Origin of the sequence: Burkholderia sp. 8Y, from assembly GCF_902506145.1 — a bacterium.
Lineage (GTDB): Bacteria > Pseudomonadota > Gammaproteobacteria > Burkholderiales > Burkholderiaceae > Caballeronia.
In genome coordinates this window covers 890,637-911,306 of the sequence record NZ_LR733520.1, presented here as the reverse complement: position 1 = coordinate 911,306, position 20,670 = coordinate 890,637, and the positions used below count along the sequence as shown (strand labels likewise).

At 63.6% G+C, this 20,670-nt stretch carries 20 protein-coding genes and 1 tRNA gene; 13 read left to right on the top strand and 8 right to left on the bottom strand.

Annotated elements, in window-relative coordinates; translation table 11 throughout:
- Positions 1-21 precede the first annotated feature (21 nt).
- Positions 22-648 (top strand): glutathione S-transferase family protein, encoded by a 627-nt coding sequence (locus GV035_RS14770; protein WP_159835796.1) that lies wholly within the window; start codon positions 22-24, stop codon positions 646-648.
- A 5-nt stretch (positions 649-653) separates the two neighbouring features.
- Here GV035_RS14770 and tsaD read toward each other — a convergent pair whose 3' ends face one another.
- The gene (gene tsaD, locus GV035_RS14765; RefSeq protein ID WP_159837930.1) at positions 654-1,691 is read right to left on the bottom strand and encodes a tRNA (adenosine(37)-N6)-threonylcarbamoyltransferase complex transferase subunit TsaD; all 1,038 of its coding nucleotides are present in this window, start codon (positions 1,689-1,691) and stop codon (positions 654-656) included.
- A gap of 93 nt (positions 1,692-1,784) precedes the next feature.
- Here tsaD and GV035_RS14760 point away from each other — a divergent pair, with 93 nt between their 5' ends.
- The 8 genes from GV035_RS14760 to GV035_RS14725 all read left to right on the top strand — a co-directional run bounded on the left by GV035_RS14760 (position 1,785) and on the right by GV035_RS14725 (position 10,244).
- Positions 1,785-3,011 carry an NAD(P)/FAD-dependent oxidoreductase gene (locus tag GV035_RS14760; RefSeq protein WP_236572612.1) on the top strand — a complete coding sequence of 409 codons (1,227 nt, stop codon included), beginning with the start codon at positions 1,785-1,787 and terminating at the stop codon, positions 3,009-3,011.
- Between the two features lie 256 nt (positions 3,012-3,267).
- Positions 3,268-3,714 carry a GatB/YqeY domain-containing protein gene (locus GV035_RS14755; RefSeq protein WP_159835794.1) on the top strand — a complete coding sequence of 149 codons (447 nt, stop codon included), beginning with the start codon at positions 3,268-3,270 and terminating at the stop codon, positions 3,712-3,714.
- A gap of 21 nt (positions 3,715-3,735) precedes the next feature.
- Positions 3,736-5,619 (top strand): DNA primase, encoded by a 1,884-nt coding sequence (dnaG, locus tag GV035_RS14750; protein ID WP_159835793.1) that lies wholly within the window; start codon positions 3,736-3,738, stop codon positions 5,617-5,619.
- A 420-nt stretch (positions 5,620-6,039) separates the two neighbouring features.
- A complete protein-coding gene (rpoD, locus tag GV035_RS14745; protein ID WP_159835792.1) occupies positions 6,040-8,082 on the top strand; it encodes an RNA polymerase sigma factor RpoD in 2,043 nt (680 codons plus the stop codon).
- 131 nt (positions 8,083-8,213) lie between these two features.
- Positions 8,214-8,290 (top strand) — tRNA-Ile (locus GV035_RS14740).
- Between the two features lie 378 nt (positions 8,291-8,668).
- On the top strand, positions 8,669-9,027 hold a 359-nt coding region (locus GV035_RS14735; protein WP_159837928.1), incomplete at its 5' end, for an energy transducer TonB.
- Between the two features lie 35 nt (positions 9,028-9,062).
- Entirely contained in the window at positions 9,063-9,809 is a 747-nt protein-coding gene (locus tag GV035_RS14730) for a MotA/TolQ/ExbB proton channel family protein (RefSeq protein ID WP_159835791.1), read from the top strand.
- 12 nt (positions 9,810-9,821) lie between these two features.
- Positions 9,822-10,244: an ExbD/TolR family protein gene (locus GV035_RS14725; RefSeq protein WP_159835790.1), complete on the top strand. Its 423-nt coding sequence runs from the start codon at positions 9,822-9,824 to the stop codon at positions 10,242-10,244.
- Between the two features lie 335 nt (positions 10,245-10,579).
- Here the strand turns inward: GV035_RS14725 and GV035_RS14720 are convergent, their stop codons facing one another.
- Positions 10,580-11,542: a LysR family transcriptional regulator gene (locus tag GV035_RS14720; RefSeq protein ID WP_159835789.1), complete on the bottom strand. Its 963-nt coding sequence runs from the start codon at positions 11,540-11,542 to the stop codon at positions 10,580-10,582.
- Between the two features lie 167 nt (positions 11,543-11,709).
- On the opposite strand from GV035_RS14720, the gene GV035_RS14715 reads away from it, so the two are divergent.
- The 4 genes from GV035_RS14715 to hemP all read left to right on the top strand — a co-directional run bounded on the left by GV035_RS14715 (position 11,710) and on the right by hemP (position 14,029).
- Positions 11,710-12,576, top strand: coding sequence for a pirin family protein (locus GV035_RS14715; protein ID WP_159835788.1), 867 nt, complete (start codon positions 11,710-11,712; stop codon positions 12,574-12,576).
- 156 nt (positions 12,577-12,732) lie between these two features.
- Positions 12,733-13,140 carry an OsmC family protein gene (locus GV035_RS14710; protein WP_159835787.1) on the top strand — a complete coding sequence of 136 codons (408 nt, stop codon included), beginning with the start codon at positions 12,733-12,735 and terminating at the stop codon, positions 13,138-13,140.
- A gap of 33 nt (positions 13,141-13,173) precedes the next feature.
- The gene (locus GV035_RS14705) at positions 13,174-13,662 is read left to right on the top strand and encodes an SRPBCC family protein (RefSeq protein WP_159835786.1); all 489 of its coding nucleotides are present in this window, start codon (positions 13,174-13,176) and stop codon (positions 13,660-13,662) included.
- A gap of 121 nt (positions 13,663-13,783) precedes the next feature.
- Positions 13,784-14,029 carry a hemin uptake protein HemP gene (gene hemP, locus GV035_RS14700; protein ID WP_159835785.1) on the top strand — a complete coding sequence of 82 codons (246 nt, stop codon included), beginning with the start codon at positions 13,784-13,786 and terminating at the stop codon, positions 14,027-14,029.
- 230 nt (positions 14,030-14,259) lie between these two features.
- Here hemP and GV035_RS14695 read toward each other — a convergent pair whose 3' ends face one another.
- The 6 genes from GV035_RS14695 to uvrB form a co-directional block, all read right to left on the bottom strand.
- The gene (locus GV035_RS14695; RefSeq protein WP_159835784.1) at positions 14,260-14,673 is read right to left on the bottom strand and encodes a GlcG/HbpS family heme-binding protein; all 414 of its coding nucleotides are present in this window, start codon (positions 14,671-14,673) and stop codon (positions 14,260-14,262) included.
- Positions 14,674-14,697: 24 nt separating this feature from the next.
- Positions 14,698-16,050, bottom strand: coding sequence for a 4Fe-4S binding protein (locus GV035_RS14690; protein ID WP_159837926.1), 1,353 nt, complete (start codon positions 16,048-16,050; stop codon positions 14,698-14,700).
- Positions 16,051-16,121: 71 nt separating this feature from the next.
- Positions 16,122-16,973 carry an FTR1 family iron permease gene (locus tag GV035_RS14685; RefSeq protein WP_159835783.1) on the bottom strand — a complete coding sequence of 284 codons (852 nt, stop codon included), beginning with the start codon at positions 16,971-16,973 and terminating at the stop codon, positions 16,122-16,124.
- A gap of 72 nt (positions 16,974-17,045) precedes the next feature.
- Positions 17,046-17,390, bottom strand: coding sequence for a cupredoxin domain-containing protein (locus GV035_RS14680; protein WP_442859562.1), 345 nt, complete (start codon positions 17,388-17,390; stop codon positions 17,046-17,048).
- A gap of 69 nt (positions 17,391-17,459) precedes the next feature.
- Positions 17,460-18,005, bottom strand: a complete 546-nt coding sequence (locus GV035_RS14675; protein WP_442859561.1) for an iron transporter — start codon at positions 18,003-18,005, stop codon at positions 17,460-17,462.
- A 278-nt stretch (positions 18,006-18,283) separates the two neighbouring features.
- On the bottom strand, positions 18,284-20,380 hold the full coding sequence (uvrB, locus tag GV035_RS14670) for an excinuclease ABC subunit UvrB (protein ID WP_159835781.1): 2,097 nt from the start codon (positions 20,378-20,380) through the stop codon (positions 18,284-18,286).
- Between the last annotated feature and the right edge of the window lie 290 nt (positions 20,381-20,670).

Sequence of the window (20,670 nt, the reverse complement as noted above, 5' to 3'; positions counted from 1 at the left end):
GTCCCTCTCACGGAGCGCATCGTGATCCTGATCGGCCAATACGACTCTCCGTTCGTGCGGCGCGTCGCCATCGCGTTGAAGCTGTACGACATGGCGTATGAGCATCGCCCGTGGTCCGTGTTCGGCGATGCCGACAAGATCGCGCCGTTCAATCCGCTGATTCGCGTGCCGACGCTCGTGCTCGATTCCGGCGACGTGCTGATCGAAAGCGCGATGATTCTCGACTATCTCGACGAGCAGGCGGGCCGCGAGCGCGCGCTGATCGCGCCGGCCGGCGCTGCACGGCGTCACGCGCTAAGGGTCTGCGCGCTCGCCACGGGTCTCGCCGACAAAGCCGTCGCGCTCGTGTACGAACGCGTGCTGCACAAGGAGAAGTCTCAGGCGTGGGTGGATCGCTGCACGGGGCAGGTCGAGCGCGTTCTAGGCGTGCTCGAAGCCGACCGCGCCGCGCGCCCGACGCCGTTCTGGTTCGGCGATGCGATCGGGCATTCAGACATCGCGGTAGCGTGCGCGCTGCGCTTCGCGCGCGAAGCGCATCCGAAGCTTTTCGCGGACACGCGCTGGCCGTCGCTCATCGCTCATGCGGACCGCTGCGAGACGCTGCCGGTGTTCAACGCCATCGTGCAGCCGTTCGATCCGCCGAAATGACGCGATCAGGTCCGCGCGAGCGAAGTGAGATCCCAGCGCGGCTTCACGGTGAACGCGTAGTCGCGCACGGCCTGCTCCGGCCAGCGGGCGAGCCGCAGCGCGCCCGCCAGCGCGATCATCGCGCCGTTGTCGGTGCAGAGTGACAAGTCGGGATAGTGCACATCGAAGCGCCGCTTTTTCGCCGCCGCCGACAGTGCTTCGCGCAACTGCCGGTTCGCGCCGACGCCGCCTGCCACCACGAGCCGCTTGAGGCCGGTCTTCTTCAGCGCCGCGAGCGATTTCGCGACCAGCACGTCGACGGCGGCATCGACGAAACCGCGCGCCAGATCCGCTTTCGCCTGTTCGCAGACGTTGCCGCCCGACGCGCCGAGCTTGCGGCTCTGCGTCAGCACGGCGGTCTTCAGGCCGCTGAAGCTGAAGTCGAGATCGCCGGAATGCAGCATGGGGCGCGGCAGCGTGACTGCGCCCGGCGTGCCGAATTCGGCGAGCCGCGACACTTCCGGGCCGCCCGGATAGCCGAGGCCCAGCAGCTTCGCGGTCTTGTCGAAGGCTTCGCCGGCGGCGTCGTCGAGCGTTTCGCCGAGCGTCTCGTAGACGCCCACGTCCGTGACGCGCATCAGTTGCGTATGGCCGCCCGACACCAGCAGCGCGACGAACGGAAAGGGCGGCGGCGAATCGACCAGCAGCGGCGAGAGCAGATGCCCCTCGAGATGGTGGATGCCAACAGTCGGCTTGTCCCAGGCCATCGCGAGCGCATTGGCGATGCTCGCGCCGACGAGCAGCGCGCCCGCGAGCCCCGGTCCCTGCGTGAACGCGATGGCGTTGATGCTTTGACGCTCCACTTGCGCCTCGCTCATCACCTGTTCGAGCAGCGGCAACGCGCGGCGAATGTGATCGCGCGAAGCGAGTTCCGGCACGACGCCGCCGTACTCCCGATGCATGGCGATCTGCGAGTGAAGGGCGTGCGCAAGCAGGCCGCGCTCGGTGTCGTAGAGCGCGAGGCCGGTTTCGTCGCAGGAACTTTCGATGCCGAGAACGAGCATGGCGGTGACATCCATTGGGTGCATCAAAGTGAACCAAAAAGTATAGCAGCGGGTCGCAAGGCGCGTTTCACGGCGGCAGTTACAATGCGCGGCATGGAATCCTTCGATATCGCCGTTATCGGCGCGGGCGCGGCCGGCATGATGTGCGCGGCCGTTGCCGCTCAGGCGGGCCGGCGCGTCGTGCTGATCGACCACGCCGAGCGTCTCGCCGAAAAAATCCGCATTTCGGGCGGCGGGCGCTGCAACTTCACGAACGTCAACACGCAGCCGGTCAATTTCCTGTCGGCGAATCCGCATTTCTGCCGTTCGGCGCTCGCCCGCTACACGCCGCGCGATTTTCTCGCGCTGCTGAAGCAGCATCGCGTGAAGTGGCACGAGAAGCATAAGGGCCAGCTCTTTTGCGACGATTCCAGCGAAACGATCATCGACGTCTTGCGTCGCGAATGCGACGCGGGCGGCGTCGCGTGGCGCCGGCCGGTGAGCGTGCACGCGATCCGTCAGGACGGCGCGCGCTTCGCACTCGATACAACCGCTGGCGCCATCGGCGCGGCGGCCTTGGTCATCGCGACGGGCGGCCTGTCGATCCCGAAGATCGGCGCGACCGACTTCGGCTATCGCATTGCCAGGCAGTTCGGGCACAAGCTCGTCGATACGCGGCCCGCGCTCGTGCCGCTGACGTTCACCTCCGCCGACTGGGCGCCGTTCGCCGCGCTGTCGGGGCTTTCGCTGCCGGTCCGCATCAGCACCGGAAACGGCAAGACGCGCGGCGAATTCGACGAAGACCTGCTGCTCACGCATCGCGGGCTGTCGGGGCCGGGCGTGCTGCAGATTTCGAGCTACTGGAACACGTCGGAGCCGATTCGCGTCGATCTGCTTCCCGAACTCGATGCCACCGAACTGATGCTGGAAGCGAAAGCCGGATCGCGCAAGCAGATCGGCAACTTTCTGGCTGAATACGTCCCCGCGCGCCTCGCGCACGCGTGGCTCGACGCGCAGCGTGTGCCGGTCGATGCGCGCCTCGCCGATCTCCCCGACCGCACGCTGAAGGCGATCGGCGCGTCGCTGTCAGGCTGGACGCTCACGCCGAGCGGCACCGAGGGCTATCGCAAGGCCGAAGTCACGCGCGGCGGCGTCGATACACGCGAACTTTCGTCAGCCACGATGATGAGCGAGCGCGCGCCCGGCCTGTTCTTCATCGGCGAGGCGGTGGACGTCACCGGCTGGCTCGGCGGCTACAACTTCCAGTGGGCCTGGGCGTCCGGCGTGGCGGCGGGAAAGGCAGCGGCGGAGTACGCGCACGGCGCCGCGAAAGTCGCCTGAAACGTCCTCGCGGCAGGTGTTTCACGGGTCTCGGATGGCAGACCCGTTTGCTATACTCGGACGGTCATCGGAGGAGTCCCGCGCGCCCTTTGCCGCGCTTCTTCGCTCTGGCTGACGCGACCAGCGGCGCATATCGCTGCACGCTCCAGACGGCCCGCTTACAGTCCCGCTTGAGGAACGTCCCCAAGCGGGTTTTTGCTTTCGCGGCGCAGGCAGTCAGCCGGAATTTTTTCTTCGCAATTGCACCGGGTGAAAGATGAGCCTCAAGGACCAGATCAACGACGACATGAAGACTGCCATGCGCGCACGCGAAACCGAGCGCCTCGGCACGATCCGCCTGCTGCTCGCGGCCATCAAGCAGCGCGAAGTCGACGATCGCGTGACGCTCGACGACGCGGGCGTGACCGCCGTCATCGACAAAATGATCAAGCAGCGCAAGGATTCGGTGAGCCAGTTCCAGGCCGCGGGCCGCGATGATCTCGTCGCTAAGGAAAACGCCGAACTCGCCGTGCTCGCCGCGTATATGCCGGAGCAGCTTTCGGCCGACGCCATCGCCGCCGAAGTGCAGGCCGCCGTCGCCGCGACGGGCGCGGCCGGCCCGCAGGACATGGGCAAGGTCATGGGCGTGCTCAAGCCAAAGCTTGCGGGCAAGGCGGACATGACTGCCGTTTCCGCGCAGGTGAAAGCGGCACTCGCGAAATAACGCACGCCGCGCTCGCATCAGGTGATCCCTCACGCATTTCTGCAGGATTTACTCAACCGCGTCGATATCGTCGACGTGGTGGGCCGCTACGTCCAGCTCAAGAAGGGCGGCGCGAACTTCATGGGCCTGTGCCCGTTTCATAACGAGAAAAGCCCGTCGTTCACGGTCAGTCCGACGAAGCAGTTCTACCATTGCTTCGGCTGCGGCGCGCACGGCACGGCCATCGGCTTTCTCATGGAGCACACGGGGCTCACGTTCCCCGAGGCCGTCAAGGACCTGGCGCAAGGCGCGGGGTTGACGGTGCCGCAGGAACCCTCGAATTCTTTCCGGGGCGGCGGCTATAACAACGAGAACGCGCCCAGCAAGGCGGTGAGCGTCGCGTTGACGGAAGTCATGCAGACGGCTTGCGATTTCTACAGGAAGCAATTGCGCGCGGCGCCCGATGCCATTGCGTATCTAAAAAAGCGCGGGCTGACCGGCGAGATCGCGGCGCGCTTCGGCTTAGGCTACTCGCCGGACGGCTGGCAGAATCTGGAGGCCGCGTTCCCCGATTATCGCAACGACAATCTGGTCGAAGCGGGCCTCGTCATCGTCAGCGAAAAGACCGACGCGCAAGGCCAGCCGCGCCGCTACGACCGCTTCCGCGAACGCGTGATGTTCCCCATCCGCAACGTGAAGGGCAATGTCATCGGCTTCGGCGGGCGCGTGCTCGACGGCGGCGAGCCGAAGTATTTGAATTCCCCCGAAACGCCTTTATTTAGCAAAGGCAGCGAGCTTTACGGCCTCTTCGAAGCGCGTCTCGCGATCCGGGAATTGGGCTACGCGCTCGTCGTCGAAGGGTATATGGATGTCGTCGCACTCGCGCAGCTCGGTTTTGCGAACGCGGTCGCCACGCTCGGCACGGCCTGCACGCCCATCCACGTGCAGAAGCTGTTCCGGCAGACCGACACCGTGGTGTTCAGCTTCGACGGCGATTCGGCCGGCCGGCGCGCTGCCCGCCGGGCGCTCGAAGCGGCGCTGCCGCACGCCGCCGACAACCGGACCATCAAGTTCCTCTTTCTGCCGAAAGAGCACGATCCGGACAGCTACGTGCGCGAGTTCGGCACGGACGGTTTCGGCGAACAGGTCGATCGCGCGATGCCGCTGTCGCAATTCCTGCTGAACGAAGTTCTGAACGACAAGGAACTGGAGCAGCCGGAGGGCCGCGCGAAGGCGCTTTTCGACGCGAAGCCGCTTCTGCAGGCGCTGCCGGCGAACGCGTTGCGGGTGCAGATCCTGCATATGCTTGCGGACCGGCTCGACACGCCGTTCACGGAAATTGCGGCGCTGTGCGATATCGATTCCCGCGCGGCTGCCGTCGCCCGCGCATCGGTGCCGAAAAGCGAGCGCCGCCGCGTGACGGGCCAGGAGCAGCGGGCGCTGCGCAATCTGGTGATGTATCCGGGCATCGCGGCATCGCTCGATGAAGAGAGCGAACGCACGCTCGTGACCATGACCGAACACGGCGAACTGTTCAGCGAAGTGCTCGGTCATGTACGCGAACTCGGTGGCGCGGCGGAATTTCAGATGTTGTCGGACGTTTTAAGAAATGCAGCAAATGCACCGACCTACGAGGATATCTTCCAGGAAATTCTCGCCTATGATGAAAACGTGCGTGATTTGCTGTTGCGCGACCCATCCGACGAAGACGCCGCGCAGCGCGTCGACGAGCAAAAGCGTCTGCTGACGGAAGAGTTGCTGGCTACTGTCGTCAAGCTGCGGCACGACAGTTACCGGGCACGGCTCGACCAACTCGCGCGGCAGGCGAGCCTCTCGGCGGAGGAGGTGGCGGAATTCTCGGATCTGTCGGCGAAAGTCGCGCAGATCAAGGCGGGGCGGGGCGCAAGCCCGGATCGCGGAAGGTGAACTGCTATAATAAAAAGTTGAAAATTCGTTGCTTTTTTTCAACGAGTTGTACCGTTTTGCCGGTTAGCAGGATTGGGAGCGGCGGGACGTACGGAAGGTTTCGAGGAATTTGCGAGAGTGGCAGGGCGCTGGCTGAATCGGCTGTCGCGATCCGCAGAACCGGCGATTTCCCCGGTTAAGCGAGGGGCGGCACGAAGAACAGGCGGGTAAGCACGCCGACGAACAGACGGGCGCAAGGGAAGCGGCTGCTATTGCGGGTAGGAGCGATTCACGTTCGAGCGCATCGCTCGAACCGCGATAGAGCCCCGGGCAGGGCACGCAGCCACGCAGGTTGAGGCACGTGCGCATTGGGTATTCACGGTTCCATCGGTTGCCGTCCGGCAGCCGCGAGTCGAGACTAGAGCCTGTATGGCGAACTCCATGACGAAAAAGCTGAACGATGTACCCGTCGAAGACGACGCAACGCAAACCGCAGAGCCTGCCGCGGCACCCGTGGCGAAGGTCGAAAAGGCCAAGGCACGCGACCGCCGCGCCAAGGAGAAGGCGCTGCTGAAAGACGCGTTCGCTTCGAGCGCGCCTGGCACGGTCGAAGAACTGGAGGAGCGCCGCTCGAAGCTGCGCGCGCTCATCAAGCTCGGCAAGGAGCGCGGTTTTCTCACGTACGCCGAAATCAACGATCACCTTCCGGACAACTTCACGGAAACCGAGGCGATCGAAGGCATCATCAGCACGTTCAACGACATGGGCGTGGCGGTGTACGAGCAGGCGCCCGACGCTGAAACGCTGCTTCTGAACGATAACGCACCGAACGCTTCGGCCGACGACGAAGTCGAGGAAGAAGCCGAAGTCGCGCTTTCCACGGTCGATTCCGAGTTCGGCCGCACGACCGACCCCGTGCGCATGTACATGCGCGAAATGGGCACGGTCGAGCTGCTCACCCGCGAAGGCGAAATCGAGATCGCGAAGCGCATCGAGGACGGCCTTAAGCACATGGTCATGGCGATTTCCGCCTGCCCGACGACCATCGCCGACATTCTCGCAATGGCCGAGCGCGTGCAGAACGAGGAAACGCGCGTCGATGAACTCGTCGACGGCCTGATCGACCCGAACGCGGAAGACACCGACGGCTTCTCCGAACAGGAAGCCGAGGCGATCGAATCCGAGGACGAGGAAGCCGACGAGGAAAGCGACGAAGAAGAGGACGACGATGACGGCGCCGCGCAAGCCAGCGCGAACGCCGCCCAGCTTGAGGCGCTCAAGCGCCAGTCGCTCGAGAAGTTCTCGCTCATCAGCGAGTGGTTCGACAAAATGCGCCGCGCCTACGAGAAAGAAGGCTACAAGTCGAAGGCGTATCTGAAGGCGCAGGAAGCCATTCAGACCGAGCTGATGTCGATCCGCTTCACGGCCCGCACCGTCGAGCGCCTGTGCGACACGCTGCGCGCGCAGGTGGACGAAGTGCGTCAGGTCGAGCGTCAGATTCTGCATACGGTCGTGGACAAGTGCGGCATGCCGCGCGCCGAATTCATCACCCGCTTCCCGGGCAACGAGACGGACCTCGACTGGGCCGACAAAGTCGTCGCGGAAGGACACGATTACAGCGCGGTGCTCGAGCGCAATATTCCGGCGATCCGCGAACAGCAGCAGCGTCTTCTGGATTTGCAGGCGCGCGTCGTGTTGCCGCTGAAGGATTTGAAGGAAACGAACCGCCAGATGGCGGCGGGCGAACTGAAGGCGCGTCAGGCCAAGCGCGAAATGACAGAGGCGAATCTGCGTCTCGTGATTTCGATTGCGAAGAAATACACGAATCGCGGACTGCAGTTCCTCGATCTGATTCAGGAAGGCAATATCGGCCTGATGAAGGCGGTGGACAAGTTCGAATATCGTCGCGGCTACAAGTTCTCGACTTACGCGACGTGGTGGATTCGCCAGGCTATTACGCGGTCGATTGCGGACCAGGCGCGCACCATTCGCATTCCGGTTCACATGATCGAGACGATCAACAAGATGAACCGTATCTCGCGGCAGATTTTGCAGGAGACCGGCCTGGAACCGGACCCGGCGACGCTTGCCGAAAAGATGGAAATGCCCGAGGACAAGATTCGCAAGATCATGAAGATCGCGAAGGAGCCGATTTCGATGGAAACGCCGATCGGCGATGACGACGATTCGCATCTCGGCGATTTCATCGAAGATACGAACACGGTGGCGCCTTCGGATGCCGCGTTGCACGCGAGTATGCGCGATGTCGTGAAGGACGTGCTCGATTCGCTGACGCCGCGTGAGGCGAAGGTGCTGCGCATGCGTTTCGGCATCGAGATGAGCACGGATCACACGCTGGAAGAGGTTGGCAAGCAGTTCGACGTGACGCGCGAGCGGATTCGCCAGATCGAGGCGAAGGCGCTGCGCAAGCTCCGCCATCCGAGCCGTTCGGACAAGTTGAAATCGTTCCTCGAAGGCAATTGAAGCGCGTCTCGGGCTTGTATTGAGAGACGTTGTAAGGCAAACTCGCAGACCTTCGAGTGTCGCCTTTGGCATCCTTCTGAAGCATCAGAAAGCGCCGCACGGCGCTTTCTTTTTGCCCTCCGTTTGCGCAGGGGCCGGAAGCTTAACTGGTATAAGCTGTCGACTCATAATCGACCGACAGTGGGTTCGAGTCCCACCCGGCCCACCAGCACTTACTTCAAAATATCAAAGGGTTAGCGGCGTTTGCGTCCCTGACGGTTGCCTTCAGGGACACTCTGGGGACAATTCGGGGACGCTGGTGGGTTACGTGACCCACTGGGCTACAGAACTTATACGTTGCGCAGCGGGGGCTTCCGCCAGTTGTGTGCGTCAAGCTGTGCAGAAACCGGATGCCAGTGGTTTCAGTTGATCCTTCTGTGCGACGTTCGGTGCGAAGGGCGTAGCCCGCAGCGCCGAACGCCGCACGCCGCTATGCAGCAGCGCGCAAGAACTCCTTCTTCTGCTCGGCCAGCAGGGCCATGTTCAGATAGCGGCTGTCCTCCAGCCACGTTTCATGGGTTTCACTGCAGAGCGCCCTGACTAAGCNTCGTCGGCTTAGCCGTGGCTGGCGCGCCGGCCGCAGCCGCCGCGCCAGCCACGGCTAAGCCGACGATGGACCTCGCCGCGCCGAAGAACGTCGCGCGTCTGTCGTGCAATATCGCGCAGCCGGACTATCCCGCCATGTCGCGCCGCCGTGGCGAAACCGGCACGACGCTCGTCAAGCTGACAGTCGGCGTCTCGGGCAAGATCGAAAGCGTGGCGCTGCAAAAAAGCAGCGGCTCGTCGCGCCTCGACGACGCCGCCCTCGACGCCGTTCGTTCGAGCGCGTGCACGCCGTACAAGGAAAACGGCGAGGCGATCCGCGCCACGGCCACCGTACCGTTCGTATTCAGCCTGAACGACTGACCGCTTTTGGGAAACAAGGGAACAAGGAAACAGCCATGCAAAACTACGGAATTGCGCACGTCTGGGCGCAAGGCGACTTCGTGACGCGCGGCATCGCGCTCGCGCTCGTCATCATGTCGGTGCTTTCGTGGACGGTGATCGTCGTCAAGGGGTGGAACGTCGTGCGGCTCAAGCGTCTCACGAAGAACGCCGAGCAGGCGTTCTGGCACTCCGACGACTTCAACGACGGCATCGAGAAGCTGGGCGCTCAGTCGTCGAGCGCGGCCGACAACCCGTTCCTCGCGCTCGCGCTCGCCGGCCAGGAAGCGGCGGACCATCATCACCAGACGCAGCCGCATCTGCACGACCGCATGGATGTCTCCGACTGGATCACGCGCTGCCTGAAAGACGTCATGGACGAAAGCGTCGGCCGCATGCAGGCGGGGCTGGCCGTGCTCGCGTCGATCGGCAGCACGTCGCCGTTCGTCGGACTGTTCGGCACGGTGTGGGGCATTTATCACGCGCTCCTGACCATCGGCGCGACCGGGCAGACGTCGATCGATCAGGTCGCGGGGCCGGTCGGCGAATCGCTCATCATGACCGCGTTCGGCCTTTTCGTCGCGATCCCCGCGGTGCTCGGCTACAACGCGCTGACCCGCGCGAACAAGAGCATCGTGACGAAGCTGAACCGCTTCGCGCACGGCCTGCACGCGTTCTTCGTGACGGGCTCGAAGCTGTCGTCGAGCAAGCGCGCGACGAATGCGCAATCCGACAGCCTGCGTCTCGCGACGCGCGCGAGCTAAGCGGAGGTTCGCATGGCCATGAGCCCATTCGCCGGCGACGAAGACGACGGCATGATGAGCGAGATCAACATGACGCCGCTCGTCGACGTCATGCTCGTTCTCCTCATCATTTTTCTCGTGACGATTCCCGCGATGCATCACGCGGTCAAGATCGACTTGCCGCACGCGAGCAGCCAGCCGCAGGACGAAAAGCCCGCGCACGTGGACGTCGCGATTCAGGCCGACGGCACGATTCTCTGGAACGACCAGAAGATCGACGACGCGGCGCTCGACGCGCGCATCGCGCAGGCCGCGCGCGAGACGCCGCAGCCGGAATTGCACTTGCGTGCGGATCGCAAGGTGCCGTATGAGCGCGTGGCCGACGTGATGTCGGCGGCGCAGGCGGGCGGCTTGTCGAAGATCGGTTTCGTGACGCAGCCGAAGAGGGGCAAATAGCCTTCGAAGGAGCATCAAAGTAAAAGGCCTTCATCGTCGGATGAAGGCCTGTTTCGTGCGCGCTCAGCGCATTCGGGCGAGGCGATTACTTGGGGCTCGAATAGCCGGAGCCGCCAGAACCGTCACATGCGGCAGCCGTGGTCGACACGGACAGCGCGATCAGCCCTATCAGGCTAACTATCAGAGTAGCCGTCAGTTTTCGCATAAGAAGCTCCTTAGCGAAAGGAACCCCAATATAACCCCGCCGATTTCGCCGTACAAGATTGGCGCCGATTGAATCTCTCCATCACAAGCGCACGCTTCAATGTCTTAGGCGATGCACCGCTTCCACGCCATCAAACCGTTTCTTGCTCCGGATGCTCGATGACAGGACATTCGCCCGGAAAGCGTTTGCCGTCGTCGATGCATTCGACCAGAAAATCGACGAACGCGCGAATGGCCGGCACCATGCCCTGTCGCGAGAGGAACACCGCGTACAGCTGCGGCGTCGGGAACGTCCAGCCGGGCATGACCGGCGACAATTGGCCCGTTCTGAGCGGCGCGCCGTACATCATCTCCGGCAACGCGGCGATGCCGACGCCGCGCATCACGGCTTCGCGGATCATCGAAAGATCGGCGGTGACGAGCCGCGGCTCGTGCTCGAATTCGTGGCGCGTGCCGTCCGGCGCGATCAGGCGATACACGTGCCGGCCGTCCGCCGACGGCATGTCCAGCGTGTCGTATTGCGCGAGATCGGCGACGGTCATCGGCGGCGCGTTGGGCTTGAGCAGCGAAGGCGCGGCGACGAGCATCTGCTGCGTGCGCCAGAGCGGCCGCGCGACGACGTTGGAACTCGCGGGCGGTTCGGAGCGCACGCGCAGCGCGACGTCGATCGCATCTTCGAAGAGGTCCACGACGCGGTTCGTCACGCGCAGCACGACGCGCACTTCCGGGTAGCGATGCATAAAATCCGGTATCACGGCGGCGAGAAACGTCTGCGCGATGGTCACCGGCACGCTCACGCGCACGGTGCCGCGCGGCGAATCGCGCAGGCTTTGCACGACGTTGACGGCGGCCTGCGCCTCGGCGAGCATCGCCTGGCAATGCTGGTAGAACAACTGCCCCGCCTCGGTCAGCGCGAGCTTGCGCGTGGAACGCTGCAAGAGCCGCACGCCGAGCGATGCCTCCAGTTCGGACACGCGCCGCGACAGGCGCGACTTCGAAATGCCCAGCACGCGCTCGGCTGCGGAAAACCCGCCGTGTTCGACGACGTGCGAGAAGTACATCAGATCGTTGAGATCGTGCGAGTCGGGAGTCATGTCGTGTTCGGCATTGGCCGTTGTCGCCGGCGCGAGGCCGGTTTGTTTATCGCAGCAGGACAATCCATTGCGCGGGGGCGTCTTTTCCCGCGAAATACGGCCCATATAATAGCTTCGTGTTTCACATTTATCGCTATTCCCCTAATGGCGACGCGAGGCAAAACTTCATGAGCCGGACCATTTCCAGCATCATTCCCGCAATGCGCACCGTCGAAGGCGGCGGCTTCGTCGTGCATCGCCCGTTTCCGACCCGTCTTCTGATGGACTTCGATCCGTTCCTGCTGCTCGACGAAATGGGCCCGGTCGACTACGCGCCCGGCGAGGCGAAAGGCGCGCCGGATCATCCGCATCGCGGCTTCGAAACGGTGACGTACATGCTGGAAGGCGAATTCGGCCATAAGGATTCGGCCGGGCATTCCGGCACGCTGCGTCCGGGCGACGTGCAATGGATGACCGCCGGCGCGGGCGTCGTGCATAGCGAAATGCCGGGCGAGGCGTTCACGCAGCGCGGCGGCCGAGTGCATGGCCTGCAACTGTGGGTGAACCTGCCGCAGCGCGACAAGATGATCGCGCCGCACTATCAGGAGATTCCGTCGGAGCGCATCCCGGTCGCGACGAGCGAAGACGGCAAGGTGCGCGTGAAGGTGATCGCGGGTGAAGCCCTCGGCGTGAAGGCCGCGATCGAAACGCGCACGCCCATTCTCTATCAGCATTTCTCGCTGAAGCCGGGCGCGAAGGTCGAGCATCGCGTGCCGCGCGATTTCCGCGTCTTCGCGTACGGGCTGTCCGGCACCGCGCTGTACGGCCCGCAGAGCCAGCCGGTCCGCGCGCAGCAGATGGTCATCTTCCGCGACGATGCCGACACCATCACGCTCGCCGCCGGAGATGAACCCGTCGAAGTTTTGCTGTTCGGCGGCGTGCCGCTGAAGGAGCCGGTCGTGCGCTACGGCCCGTTCGTGATGAACACGGAAGACGAGATCCGGCAGGCTGTCATCGACTATCAGACGGGAAAGATGGGCGCGATCGCGCACTGAGCGCGGCCTGCCCGCATATCGTCGGGTTGAAATAAAGCGAAACGGCGCGGCAAGAACGGGGACATTGCGTCACAATGACCGTTCGGCCGGCGCCGTTTTTCGCGCTTGTCCGTCGTCGAGTTCGACCTGTCATCGACTGAAATTGAGGAAACGCGCATGTCCGCTCCTGTCGTGATCGCCACTATCGGCCGCGCCGATTACGAAACCCGCCTGGAAGACGGCACGCACACGTGGTTCGCCGACGAGCCCGCCAGCCTCGGCGGCGCGGACACGGCGCCGCAGCCTTCTTCGCTCCTGCTGTCGAGCCTCGGCGCCTGCACGTCCATCACGCTGCGCATGTACGCGAAGCGCAAGGGCTGGCCGCTGGAATCGCTGCGCGTCGAGCTGTCGATGACAAGCACGGCGGACGGCACCGTGATCGATCGCCGTATCTCACTCGACGGCCCGCTCGACGAAACGCAACGGGAACGTCTCTTGCAAATTGCCAATGCCTGCCCGATGCACAAGGTTCTGGCCGGTGCCATCCGCATCGACTCGGGACTCGTTCCCGCCGAACCGGTGTGATCGGGCGTCACGAACGTCCAAGGAAACGTCGTTTTGAATTTCGAACACCTGATCCAGATCAACGATCCGCACAACCCGCTCGTCGACTCGCTGACGCGCGAGCAGTTGTGGGAAGGTCTCGTGCTGCGCGCGGAACAGCCGCAGCTTTTCGTGCTGGGCCTCGATAGTTGCGCGATTCTGTCCCGTGATGGCGACGTGATGGAGCGCGAGCTGCATTACGGCCAGGCCGTGGTGCGCGATCGCGTGACGCTCGATCCGAACAACAGCGTGCGCTACGACATCCTGCCGACGGCGGAGCACGTCGGCGGGTCGCTGACCATGGCCATCGAGCAGCCGGACGCCATGCAGCTTTTCCTGCGCTTTACCTACAGCACGACGCTGCCGGAAAACGAGAACTCCACGCCGGACGAGCGGCAGACGCAGGAAATCGTGAAGTCGGCGTATCGCGAGTCGGATATCGACACGGTGCGGCTGATTCGTCAGTACGCGCACGGACGCACGGGCGAGAGTCCGTTGCACTGAGGCTCGCGGATGAAGCGCGGCTATCGGAAACCGCGTTTTCATCGGAAAGCCTTAGTTGCAAATAGGAATGATTATCATTTAGTATGGATCCATCGAATCAACGACGGCACTCAACACCGACATGACCGACACGCTGCGATCCACCACGCTCAGGCTGCGCCGCCCGGTTGTTCGCGACGCGGCTATCACCCGCCCGAAGGCTTCGGCTGAAACGACAGACCGCGTATCGGCGACCGATGCGAACGGCGACCGCTCGGTGCGCAGCGACGTGCTGCTGCAAGGCCGCAGCCACATCGCGATCGTGCATAACGGGGAGACGTATCAATTGCGCGCGACGCGTCTGGGCAAGCTGATCCTGACGAAGTAGCGCGAAAGAACAGCAGTACGTACCGAGTATTGTGGGGACCACCTCGCCAAGAGGTGTTTGGCCTTAGCCAGCAAGGACGACTTGCACGCGAGAATTTAGACCCCTTCGTGCAAACACCAGCCAGTCGTCGGTAGCCAGCGAAGCCGTTTTTTTGGTTCCTGCCTATGAATCGAACGGCGCAATCTCTTGCGAGAACGCGCCGTTTCTTCATCCGTGATCGAACCGCGAACTCAGACGTTCTCGAGTCCCAGCGCCGCGATGCCCGCGCGCGCGATCTGCGCATCCTGATCCGATTTCACGCCCGAGACACCCACCGCTCCGACGATATCCGTGCCGACGAAAATCGGCACGCCGCCTTCGAGCATGGCGGTCATCGGCGCGGACAGGAACGCGGTGCGCCCTTGCTTGATGGTGTCTTCGTAGACCTTGGTTTCGCGGCGGCCCAGCACGGCCGTGCGCGCCTTGCCCGTTGCCATGTCGGCGGTGCTCGCGCCCGCCCCTTCCAGCCGATGCAGATACAGCAGATGCCCGCCGTCATCGACGATGGCGATGGTCACGTTCCAGTTGTGCGACTTCGCGTGCGCCTCGGCGGCGGCGCTCATGGCTAACACGTCCTCGTCGGTCAGTGCGGGTTTCGTTCTCACTTGGCGCGCCCTCGTGTGCTGGCGTTATCGGGAAAAGCCCCAGAACATCAGGTACCAGGCGCTGTCCACCACGGCCAGCGCAGCGATCAACCATAACATCGAAAGAAGCCGCGGAACAGTCGTGGACGCATAGCGCCCGGTCACGCGCCACGCGAGCCACGCGCTCCACACATTCGCTATAGCCAGAAGCGCGAGCCGCAGATCCGCGACCCACCACAGCGGCACGTGCTCGGCGCGCAGCAGCGAAACCGTCGTCGCCGAAAGACCGAGGAACACGCCGACGCCCGCAATCGGAATCAGCGCGAGCGTCAGATGATGCACCCGCGTCGCGTTCATTTTCCCGAGCATGCGCGCGCCCATCGCGATGAGCGCGAGCAGCGTCGTGCCATAGACCAACGCTGTCGCGAGGATATAGCCGATGACCATCGTGCCGTCGAGCCACGAGAAGACGTCGTTCTGCTCGGGATAATGCGTGAACAGGAACCACGGCGCGTTCGTGTCGAGCGGCCAGAGGATGTTGTGATCGATCAGCCAGCCTGCGAAGAACTGCTTCAGATCGACGAACCACGTGCTCACGGTCCAATGGAACGCGCCGATGGCAATCCCGAGCAGGCCGTAGAGAATCAGCGCCGTGTCCCACGGATTCGCCGCCTTGTCGCCGAGCTTCACGACTTCCTCGGCGGGCGAGCGCCACGTCAGCGCGATGGCATCGCGATGGCCGCTGCAACGGCCGCACATGTGGCAATCCGCGGCGCCCTTCATGTTGCGCAGCGGCACGAGCGGCGCGCAATTGATCGGAATGACGCGATGCCCGTGCTCGCCCTGCTTGTACGAGCGGCGCCACGCGTCTTCGCTGACCTTGTAGTGAAACGGCGCGAGGCGCGCCAGCAGCGAGAAGACGCCGTTGACCGGGCACAGATACTTGCACCACACGCGCTTTTCGCGGCCATACAACAGGCCGATGATGATCGCCGCGACCGTCGAGCCGCCGAGCACGAGCAGCACCGCCTTCGGATATTGATACACGCTGACCATCTGACCGTAGATGGTCGTCAGGCCGAATGCGACGAACGGCCAGCCCCCCCAGCGCATCCAGTGCGGAATCGCGCGCCCGCGCCCGAAGCGGCTCGCGAATTCGGTCAGCGCGCCTTCCGGACACAGCACGCCGCACCAGACGCGGCCGAGCATGACCATCGACAGAAGCACGAACGGCCACCAGATGCCCCAGAACACGAACTGCGCCGCGAGCGTCAGGTTGTTCCACAGATGCGCGGAGCCATCGGGCAGCGGCAGCACCGCCGGAACGATGATCAGAAACGCGTACACGGCAACCACGACCCACTGAATCGCGCGGATCGTGCTGCCGTGTCGTTGCATCCAGTGGCCGGCCTGCTGAAGCCGGCTCTGGCCTTCCCTGCGTGGTTGCACGCCTTGCTGCATCGAGGAGTTCATGCTGGGCGCCCGGCCGCCTTCTGTTTCTGCGCCATCCGGCTGTTCGAGCGTCGCAACAGGAGATAGATGACGATCCAGTACACCGCATACGCGACGAGATTCATGCCCGCCGGATGCGCCCGATAACCCGTGAGCGTCGCGACGAGCGAGCCGAAGGTGCTGGAGTCGTCGAGAATCGCGGAGGTATTCCACACCTGATTGACGATGACGGGCAGCACTTCCATGTCGATCAGCTTGTCGACGCCCGTCTGGAAGAGCCCCGCCGCGAGGAACAGCAACATGATCTCGGTCACGCGGAAAAACGCGCGCCACGAGAACACCTTGCCGCCGAGTTGGAGCACGTAGAACGTCAAAAGCGCGAGCCCGAAGCCGATGATGATCGCCGCATACTGCGAAGCCGCGACGTGCCCGGATTGTCCGAAGCCGACGCCGTACAGGAACACGGCCGTTTCGCTGCCCTCCCGCGCGATTGCCAGCGCGACCAGCAGCGCGATGCCCCACCAGTGGCCGTCCTGCGTGGTCTTTTGCAGCGAGGTCTCCATGTCGCGCTTGAGCGTGCGGCCGTGGCGCTTCATCCACAGCACCATCTGCACGATCAGCACGCACGCGACGAGCACCATCGCCGTCTGAAAGTAATCTTGTGCGTTACCGGACAGGACTTCGGTGAAGCCGATCAGCGCCGCGCCGAGACCGACAGCCGCGAGCAGCCCCGCCGCCACGCCGAACCACAGATAAGGCAGGCCGCGACGCGCCTGATGATCGCCGTTCTTGAGCCATGCGTACAGAATGCCGACGACCAGAAGCGCCTCGACGCTTTCCCGCCAAACGATGAAAAGTACCTGCCCCATATCGAAACCCCCTGCCCGTTCTGCCGTATGGGCCGCGCGATGCACGTGCTGAAGCGCCGCGCGGCTCAATCATCACTTCGCGACGATCACGCCCTGCGCCGTCTGATGGAAATCGTCGAAGAACTTGTACTCGCCCGGATCGAGCGGCGCGATCACCACGAACGAATCCGCGCCCGGCGCCAGCACTTTTTCCTTGCGCAACTGCACGCTTTCGAACTCGGCGGCGCCCTTGCCCACGTTATGCACTTCGATCTTGATGCGCTGTCCCGCCGGCACTTCGATGCGCGCCGGGTTCAGCTTGCCGTCGTTCATTTCGAGCTTGAACGTCGGCAGATCGGCGGCGCTCGCCGTGCCGACGCCCGCAGCGGCAAGCATCGCCAACACCGTGAGCGCGACCATCTGGATTTTCGATTTCATTCGTGCTTTCCGAAGATGCACGCGCCCGCCTGCTGCTGAAACGCCGGGCGCGCAAACCGGGCGCGCTGCTTAATAGCCGCCCTTCTTGCCGATGCCCGCGAACGGGAAGTCGTATTCGACGGTGAACGGCTTGAACCACGGACCGACGCCCGTTTCTTTGTCCGTATGACGGCCGAACGCCATGTGACCCGTCTCCGACGGCGGCGAGACATGCAGTTTCAGGTGATACTTGCCCGGTCCGAAGAGCTTGACGTTGTCGCCGTAGTGCGGGCCGTCGCTCGCGACCATCGGCATCAGGTCGCCCTTGATGGTCTGCGTCGTGCCGGCCTTGCTCAGTTCGTAGGTGACGTTGAGGTACGGCATCCAGTCGCCTTCCGCGAAACCGGTCGGGTTGTTCTTGACCGCATGGATGTCGGCTTCCAGATGGATGTCCGAATCCGACGCCTTGCGCATCATGCCTTCCGGCGCCATCGTGATCGGCTGAAGATAGACGGCCCCCGTTTCCATGCCGCCTTCGATGTGCTGCTTGCCGATCGGATATTCGGCAGCCGAGGCCGCCATCATCGCCGTGAGTCCAGCGGCGGCGACGAGGCCGCGCGTCAACGTTGAAACCATCAAACACACTCCTTCTTGTTATCGGTCGGCGCGTGCGGCGTTGCCTCGCGCTGCCATGCCACGAGACGGCCGCATCGGCGTTGCGCTTCGTCGCATTGATGCATCGGCGTAACGTTAATACGAACCATTCTCAATGTTTGTCAGTTTAGCATCGTTCGGAGCGGCCAACAATTTGAAGGAGGGAATGAGACTAACGCGGGTAAGGCTTTTCGGCCGTCGGCCGGCTTTCGGGAGGCTCGGAAAAAGCGGCGAATCCGCGTCCGCCGCCTTCCGGATGCTCATTTCCCGCCGATTCCGCTCACGTGATCGCCGACGTTCGCGCCGAAGACGCGCTGACGCAGGAGCGCCAATTGGTCGCGGGTCTGCGCCGCCTTTTCGAATTCGAGATTCTTGGCGTGATCCATCATCTGCTTTTCGAGGCGCTTGATTTCCTTCGCGATCTGCTTTTCGCTCATGTCCTCGAACTTGGCGCGCGCCTGCGCTTCCTTCAGTTCGGCGCGCGCGTCGTCGGCGCTGTAGACGCCGTCGATGATGTCCTTGATGCGCTTCTCGACGCCGCGCGGCGTGATGCCCATCGCCTGGTTATGCGCGATCTGCTTCGCGCGCCGCCGCTCGGTTTCGTCGATGGCGCGCTTCATCGAGTCGGTCATGTTGTCGGCGTAGAGAATCGCCTTGCCGTTCACGTTGCGCGCCGCCCGGCCGATGGTCTGGATCAGCGAACGCTCGGCGCGCAGGAAGCCTTCCTTGTCGGCGTCGAGAATCGCGACGAGCGACACTTCCGGAATATCCAGCCCTTCGCGCAGCAGGTTGATGCCGACCAGCACGTCGAACGTGCCGAGCCGCAAATCGCGGATGATTTCGACGCGCTCGACCGTATCGATATCGCTGTGCAGATAGCGCACCTTCACGCCGTGATCCGCGAGAAATTCGGTGAGTTGCTCCGCCATGCGCTTGGTCAGCACGGTGACGAGCACGCGCTCGTGCACCGCGACGCGCGCGTTGATTTCCGAGAGCACGTCGTCGACCTGCGAGCGCGCGGGGCGCACTTCGATTTCCGGGTCGACGAGGCCCGTCGGGCGCACGAGCTGCTCGGCGACCTGCCCCGCTTTCTTCTGCTCGTAGTCGGCGGGCGTCGCGGAAACAAAGATCGCCTGGCGCATCTTGCGCTCGAACTCGTTGAACTTGAGCGGCCGGTTGTCGAGCGCGGACGGCATGCGAAAGCCGTAATCGACGAGATTCTCCTTGCGCGCCCGGTCGCCGTTGTACATGCCGTTCAGCTGACCGATCAGCACGTGCGATTCGTCGAGCAACATCAGCGCGTCGGGCGGCAGATAATCGACGAGCGTCGGCGGCGGCTCGCCGGGCGCCGCGCCCGAGAAGTGCCGCGAGTAGTTCTCGATGCCCTTGCAGAAGCCGAGTTCCTGCAGCATTTCCAGATCGAAACGCGTGCGCTGCTCCAGCCGCTGGGCCTCGACGAGCTTGCCCTCCCGGTGGAAGAACTCGAGCCGGTCGCGCAGTTCTTCCTTGATCGTCTCGATGGCGCGCATGACGGTGTCGCGCGGCGTCACGTAATGCGACGACGGATAGACGGTGAAGCGCGGAATCTTGTTGCGCACGCGGCCCGTGAGCGGATCGAAGAGCTGCATCGACTCGATTTCGTCGTCGAAAAGCTCGACGCGCACCGCCATTTCGGCGTGTTCCGCCGGGAAGATGTCGATGGTGTCGCCGCGCACGCGAAACGTCCCGCGCTGGAAGTCGGCCTCGTTGCGCGTGTACTGCATCGCGATCAGCCGCGCGATGACGTCGCGCTGACCGAGCTTGTCGCCCGTGCGCAGCGTGAGAATCATCTTGTGATACTCGGACGGATTGCCGATACCGTAGATCGCCGACACGGTCGCGACGATCACCACGTCGCGCCGCTCTAGGAGACTCTTGGTGGCCGAGAGCCGCATCTGCTCGATGTGCTCGTTGATCGACGAATCTTTCTCGATGAAAAGATCGCGCTGCGGCACGTACGCTTCCGGCTGGTAGTAGTCGTAGTACGACACGAAGTACTCGACCGCGTTACGCGGAAAGAACTCGCGGAACTCGGCGTAAAGCTGCGCGGCGAGCGTCTTGTTCGGCGCGAACACAATGGCCGGGCGGCCCATCCGCGCGATGACGTTGGCCATCGTGAAGGTCTTGCCGGAGCCGGTCACGCCGAGCAGCGTCTGAAAGGACAGGCCGTCCTCGACGCCTTCCACGAGCGTCGCGATCGCGCTCGGCTGGTCGCCGGCGGGCGGATACGGTTGATAGAGCTGAAACGGCGAGCCGTCGAAGGTGACGAACTTCGACTCGTCCAGTGCGTCGGGCGCTTCGATGAGAGTATCGGACATGGGAAACGGAGTCTTCGCCGGGTCAAACACTTATTCTAGCGGCTGCCGCGAAACCGGCGCTGCGCCCGGACGGGTGCGAAATCGGGCGTCGGGATGACGCGCATGAGGAAACACATTGGGTTCCCCCGGACGATCTCAAGCGCGTCTTGCGTTGCGTTCGCCTCCGTTTGCACCGGAACCGGTAAAAAGCACGCGCGTTTGCGCCACTAGGCGCCGAAAACATGCGACGGATTCGATACAATGTGCGACCGGGCACAACGGCGCGCAATGGTTGTCCAACCCCACCGCGC

Bases quoted from the DNA above. Each gene is read 5' to 3' on its own strand.
- hemP (WP_159835785.1), top strand. From the start codon at position 13,784: ATGACCGACACGCTGCGATCCACCACGCTCAGGCTGCGCCGCCCGGTT.
- rpoD (WP_159835792.1), top strand. From the start codon at position 6,040: ATGACGAAAAAGCTGAACGATGTACCCGTCGAAGACGACGCAACGCAA.
- GV035_RS14720 (WP_159835789.1), bottom strand. From the start codon at position 11,542: ATGACTCCCGACTCGCACGATCTCAACGATCTGATGTACTTCTCGCAC.
- GV035_RS14725 (WP_159835790.1), top strand. From the start codon at position 9,822: ATGGCCATGAGCCCATTCGCCGGCGACGAAGACGACGGCATGATGAGC.
- GV035_RS14760 (WP_236572612.1), top strand. From the start codon at position 1,785: ATGGAATCCTTCGATATCGCCGTTATCGGCGCGGGCGCGGCCGGCATG.
- GV035_RS14755 (WP_159835794.1), top strand. From the start codon at position 3,268: ATGAGCCTCAAGGACCAGATCAACGACGACATGAAGACTGCCATGCGC.
- GV035_RS14715 (WP_159835788.1), top strand. From the start codon at position 11,710: ATGAGCCGGACCATTTCCAGCATCATTCCCGCAATGCGCACCGTCGAA.
- GV035_RS14690 (WP_159837926.1), bottom strand. From the start codon at position 16,050: ATGCAACGACACGGCAGCACGATCCGCGCGATTCAGTGGGTCGTGGTT.
- GV035_RS14730 (WP_159835791.1), top strand. From the start codon at position 9,063: ATGCAAAACTACGGAATTGCGCACGTCTGGGCGCAAGGCGACTTCGTG.
- GV035_RS14685 (WP_159835783.1), bottom strand. From the start codon at position 16,973: ATGGGGCAGGTACTTTTCATCGTTTGGCGGGAAAGCGTCGAGGCGCTT.
- GV035_RS14710 (WP_159835787.1), top strand. From the start codon at position 12,733: ATGTCCGCTCCTGTCGTGATCGCCACTATCGGCCGCGCCGATTACGAA.
- tsaD (WP_159837930.1), bottom strand. From the start codon at position 1,691: ATGCTCGTTCTCGGCATCGAAAGTTCCTGCGACGAAACCGGCCTCGCG.
- GV035_RS14675 (WP_442859561.1), bottom strand. From the start codon at position 18,005: ATGGTTTCAACGTTGACGCGCGGCCTCGTCGCCGCCGCTGGACTCACG.
- GV035_RS14680 (WP_442859562.1), bottom strand. From the start codon at position 17,390: ATGAAATCGAAAATCCAGATGGTCGCGCTCACGGTGTTGGCGATGCTT.
- uvrB (WP_159835781.1), bottom strand. From the start codon at position 20,380: ATGTCCGATACTCTCATCGAAGCGCCCGACGCACTGGACGAGTCGAAG.